The sequence below is a fragment of the Clavibacter lycopersici genome (assembly GCF_003576405.1).
Taxonomy (GTDB): domain Bacteria; phylum Actinomycetota; class Actinomycetes; order Actinomycetales; family Microbacteriaceae; genus Clavibacter; species Clavibacter lycopersici.
Genome location: NZ_QWGT01000261.1, coordinates 1 through 3595, shown reverse-complemented (window position 1 = coordinate 3595; position 3595 = coordinate 1). Strand labels below are relative to the sequence as shown.

Here is a 3595-nt window from a genome sequence, read left to right as displayed (position 1 = left end):
CCGCGCATCCCGACGACCTCGAGCGCGCGCACCAGGACGGCAACGCCGCCCTCGCGCACGCCGAGGCCGCGCGCGGGGACTCCGCCCCGGTGGCCTGACCCGCCACGTCCCGCCGGTCAGCTAGAGCGCGTCGAGGAAGCCCGCCACCGCGGGCAGCGCGTCGGGGTGGCGCGGGGTGTCGGCGTGCGTCGCCCCCGCGAGCTCCACGTACGCGGCGTCCGGCCGGAGCCCCTTCACGTGGTGCGCCGCCCGGAGCCGCTCGGGATCCCGCGTGCCCGCCACGAGCAGCAGCGGCACCGCGGATGCCGCGACGACCGCGTCCGGCACGCCGGCGTCCCGCTCCGACTCGCGCATGTACGCGGCGAGCGCCCGGGCGTCGTCCGCGAGGAACGCCCCGCGCGTCGCGGAGTCCACCGGGTGCCCGCTGTGCCGCTCCCACGCGTCGAGGAATCCGGGCATGCCGCCCGTCTCCAGGGCGTCGATGCAGCCGGGGAAGAACACGCGGTCGAAGACGCCCACGCCGCTCCGGGGGGATCCGCCGAGGCTGGACGTGGACAGCAGCCGGTCGGGGTGGGTCGCGGCCAGCGAGAAGCCGACGCGCGCGCCGAGGCTGTAGCCCACGTGGTGGACGACGTCGGCGCCCGCCGCGTCGAGCACGGCCACGACGTCGGCGACCATGAGGTCCATCGCGTAGGCCGCGGGCTCGTGCGGCGTGCCGCTCCTGCCGTGGCCGCGGAGGTCGAGCGTGATCACCTGACGCGCGGGCGAGAGGGCGCGCACCCAGCCGAAGCCGCGCCAGACCGCCTGCGAGAGGGCCGTGCCGTGCACGAGGACGACGGGCGCGTGCGCCGGGTCGCGCGGGTCCTCGTCGGCCGGTCGGGCGCCGAACGCCCGGTAGGCGATGCGCGTGCCGTCGAGGGGGTTGGTCGCGGTGTCCACGGGGATCCAGGGTACCCAGGCTCCGGTGCGCGTCCACGCGGGAGGGCGGGTGCCCTGCCCGCGCGGACGATCCGGGAGGGCTAGGCGGAGGCGGCGCCGTCCTCGTCGGTGCGGTGCGGGGTGTCCTCCTCGGGCTCGAAGTGGTCGCTGCCGCCGTCGTGGCCGGCCGCGACGCCCGTCGGGCCCGCGGGGATCGTGCCGTCGTCGCCGAGCTTCGCGTCGTCGTCGTGCGCGTCGGAAGTGCCGTCGTGGTGGGTCATGTCCGTGCCTCCTCTGGTCGCGCGGCCCGTGCCCGCGTCGTCGCGGGTGCATCGCGGCCGGCGGTGTCCTCCCATCCTGCCCGGCCGGGCTGCCCGCGCGCCGTGCCCCGTCCGGCTGCGGCTACCTCGGAGGATCCCGTCACCGCGGCACTCGTTAGCCGGACTAATGAGCTAGCCTAATCACATGCCCGACTCCCCCGACCTCAGCCAGAGCCTGCGCGCCGGCGTCATGCGCCTCGCGCGCCGCCTCCGCGCCGAGAAGGCCGACCACGAGCTGAGCGACAGCCAGTTCGTCGTGCTCGCGCTCCTCCTCCGCGACGGGCCGACGAGTCCCGGTCGCCTCGCGGAGATCGAGCGCGTCACCGCCCCGAGCATGAACCGCACGGTCAACTGCCTGGTCGAGGCCGGGTACGCCGAGCGATCCCCCGCACCGGACGACGGCCGGCGGGTCACGGTCTCCATCACGGATCCCGGCCGCCTGGTCGTCCAGGAGACCCGCCGGCAGCGGAACGCGTGGCTGTCCCTCCGCCTCGCGGAGCTCACCGCAGCCGAGCGCGCCACCCTCGGCGACGCCGCCGCACTCCTCGGCCGCATGGCCGCCTCGTGAGCGCCGTCTTCCGGAGCCTGCGCGCCCCCAACTACCGCATCTGGTTCGCCGGCGCCCTCGTCTCGAACGTCGGCACGTGGATGCAGCGCACCGCCCAGGACTGGATCGTCCTCACCGAGCTCACCCGCTACGACGCCACGGCCGTCGGCATCGTGATGGCCCTGCAGTTCGGCCCCATGCTCCTGCTCTCCCCCTACGCCGGCCTCATCGCCGACCGCTACGACAAGCGCCGCGTGCTGATGATCACCCAGGGCACCATGGCGATGCTCGGCCTCGGGCTCGGGCTGGTGGTGCTCTCGGGGCGCGCCGAGCTCTGGCACGTCTACCTCTTCGCGCTCCTTCTCGGCGTCGCGTCGGCGCTCGACGCGCCCGCCCGCCAGTCCTTCGTCTCCGAGCTCGTGTCGGACGACGACCTGTCGAACGCGGTCGCCCTCAACTCGGCGTCGTTCAGCGCGGCGCGCATGATCGGCCCTGCCGTGGCGGGCGTGCTCATCGCGGGCGTCGGCACCGGCTGGGTCTTCCTCATCAACGCCGTGAGCTTCATCGCCGTGCTCATCGCGCTCACGCGCCTGCGCGTCGGCGAGCTCCGTCGCCCGGAGCGCGTCGCCCGGTCCCGCGGCCAGCTGCGCGAGGGCTTCCGGTACATCGGCGGGCGGCCGGACATCATGGTGATCCTGGTGATCGTCTTCCTCGTCGGCGCCTTCGGCTACAACTTCCCGATCTTCACCTCCACCATGGCGAGCGTCGAGTTCGGCAAGGGCGCGACGGAGTTCGGGCTGCTGTCCTCGAGCCTCGCCGTGGGATCCGTCGCCGGCGCCCTGCTGTCGGCCCGCCGCGAGCGACCCCGCATCCGGCTGGTGTTCGTCGGCGCTGCGCTCTTCGGCATCGCGACCGGCCTGGCCGCGATCGCGCCCACGTACCTGCTGTTCGCCGGAGCCCTGGTGCTCGTCGGCGTCGTCTCGCAGACCCTCATGACGAGCGCCAACAGCACCGTCCAGCTCACGGTCGAGCCGCGCATGCGGGGTCGCGTGATGGCCGTCTACATGGCGATCTTCGTCGGCGGCACCCCGCTCGGCGCGCCCATCGTCGGCTGGGTCGCGAACACCTGGGGTCCGCGCGCGGCTGTGATGGTGGGCGCGGCCAGCGGCATCGTCGCCGCCCTCATCGCCGTCGCCTGGCTCGTCCTGCACCGCCACCTGCGCGTCTCGTACCGGATCCGCCGCACTCCGCACCTGCTCGTCACGCACGACGGCGACGGGCGGATCCGCCGCGAGGACGCGCGCGAGGACATCGAGGCCGACGAGGCGGTCGCCCGCCGCACCTGACGCGGCGCGCGGATCAGGGGGCGGGAGCGGGCGTCGCGCTCGGCGGCACGTAGCCGACGTCGTCGAGGCAGTAGTCGAGGAACGCGTTCACGGACCGCAGGTACTGCCCGGTGTCGAGCGAGGCGCCGTCGGTGTCGGCGCCGCTCCGGAGCGCGTCGAGCTGGTCGACGATCGTCGAGAAGGACGCCACCAGCGGCTCCATGTTCTCGGGCGCCATGCCCGCGAGGGCGGCGTCGCCCTGCTTCACGCGGTCGAGGAGCGTCGGATCCACCGCGTCACCGTTCCCGAGCGCCTGCACGAGCTTGGTGGAGTCGGGCAGCACCTGCGCGAGGGTCGAGCACGTGGCCAGCTCGTCCTCGGTCGGCGGGCCGGGCGAGCGCGTGACGGTCGGCTCGGGACCCGCGGTGCTGCCGGACCCCGCGCCCGCCTCCGCGTCGGCGGACGCGCTGGCCGCGGGCGTCGGC

General features: G+C 74.8%; 5 protein-coding genes. 2 read left to right on the top strand and 3 right to left on the bottom strand.

The genetic code is table 11. The annotated features are described in order from the left end of the window. Nucleotides 1–120: 120 nt before the first annotated feature. Nucleotides 121–939, bottom strand: coding sequence for an alpha/beta fold hydrolase (locus DZG00_RS13480; RefSeq protein WP_119382860.1), 819 nt, complete (start codon nt 937–939; stop codon nt 121–123). An 80-nt stretch (nt 940–1019) separates the two neighbouring features. Then, nucleotides 1020–1199, bottom strand: a complete 180-nt coding sequence (locus DZG00_RS13475) for a hypothetical protein (RefSeq protein ID WP_119382859.1) — start codon at nt 1197–1199, stop codon at nt 1020–1022. A gap of 184 nt (nt 1200–1383) precedes the next feature. Between DZG00_RS13475 and DZG00_RS13470 the strand changes: the two genes are divergently transcribed. Next, nucleotides 1384–1806 (top strand): MarR family winged helix-turn-helix transcriptional regulator, encoded by a 423-nt coding sequence (locus DZG00_RS13470; RefSeq protein ID WP_119382858.1) that lies wholly within the window; start codon nt 1384–1386, stop codon nt 1804–1806. Continuing rightward, on the top strand, nt 1803–3131 hold the full coding sequence (locus tag DZG00_RS13465; RefSeq protein ID WP_119382857.1) for an MFS transporter: 1329 nt from the start codon (nt 1803–1805) through the stop codon (nt 3129–3131). The genes DZG00_RS13470 and DZG00_RS13465 overlap by 4 nt, the downstream gene beginning before the upstream one ends. A gap of 13 nt (nt 3132–3144) precedes the next feature. On the opposite strand, the gene DZG00_RS13460 is transcribed toward DZG00_RS13465, so the two are convergent. Then, nucleotides 3145–3595, bottom strand: a 451-nt coding sequence (locus tag DZG00_RS13460) for a hypothetical protein (protein ID WP_119455723.1), incomplete at its 5' end; no start/stop codon positions are given.

Bases quoted from the DNA above. Each gene is read 5' to 3' on its own strand.
- DZG00_RS13475 (WP_119382859.1), bottom strand. From the start codon at position 1,199: ATGACCCACCACGACGGCACTTCCGACGCGCACGACGACGACGCGAAG.
- DZG00_RS13470 (WP_119382858.1), top strand. From the start codon at position 1,384: ATGCCCGACTCCCCCGACCTCAGCCAGAGCCTGCGCGCCGGCGTCATG.